A 701-nucleotide genomic window follows, 5' to 3' on the forward strand; every position below is an offset into this window, starting at 1 on the left:
AAATCTCCCAATGAAACTCGCGTCATCGTCGGCATGTCAGGCGGTGTAGACTCTTCTGTATCAGCACTTTTACTTCAGCAACAAGGCTATCAAGTTGAAGGCTTATTCATGAAAAACTGGGATGAAGATGACGGCACTGAGTACTGCACAGCGATTGAAGATCTAAATGACGCACAAGCAGTCTGCGACAAACTTGGGATCAAACTGCATCAAGCAAATTTCGCAGCTGAATACTGGGATCGCGTATTCGAGTATTTCCTAGAGGAATATAAAGCTGGTCGCACACCCAACCCAGACATTTTGTGCAACAAAGAAATTAAGTTCAAAGCATTCTTGGATTATGCATTAACTCTTGGTGCAGACTACATCGCGACAGGGCATTACGTGCGCAAGCAGGATAAAGACAGCGAAGCATGGTTATTGAAAGGCTTAGATGTTAACAAGGACCAAAGCTACTTCTTGTATGCTGTTGGTGGCGACAAGATTGCAAAAACTCTGTTCCCAGTGGGAGAGATCGAAAAACCTGAAGTGCGCAAACTCGCAGAACAGCATGACCTAGTAACGCACGATAAGAAAGATAGCACCGGCATCTGCTTCATTGGGGAGAGAAAATTCTCAGACTTCTTGAAACAGTACTTGCCAGCGCAACCAGGCGATATCATTACCGATACAGGAGACACCATCGGCAAGCATCAAGGTTT

Annotated in this window: 1 protein-coding gene; it reads left to right on the forward strand. The window is 45.1% G+C overall.

All coding sequences use genetic code 11. The features are described from left to right. On the forward strand, nt 1-701 hold a 701-nt coding region (gene mnmA / locus A3738_RS08330), incomplete at both ends, for a tRNA 2-thiouridine(34) synthase MnmA (RefSeq protein ID WP_197473714.1).

This window comes from Oleiphilus sp. HI0066, from assembly GCF_001635725.1.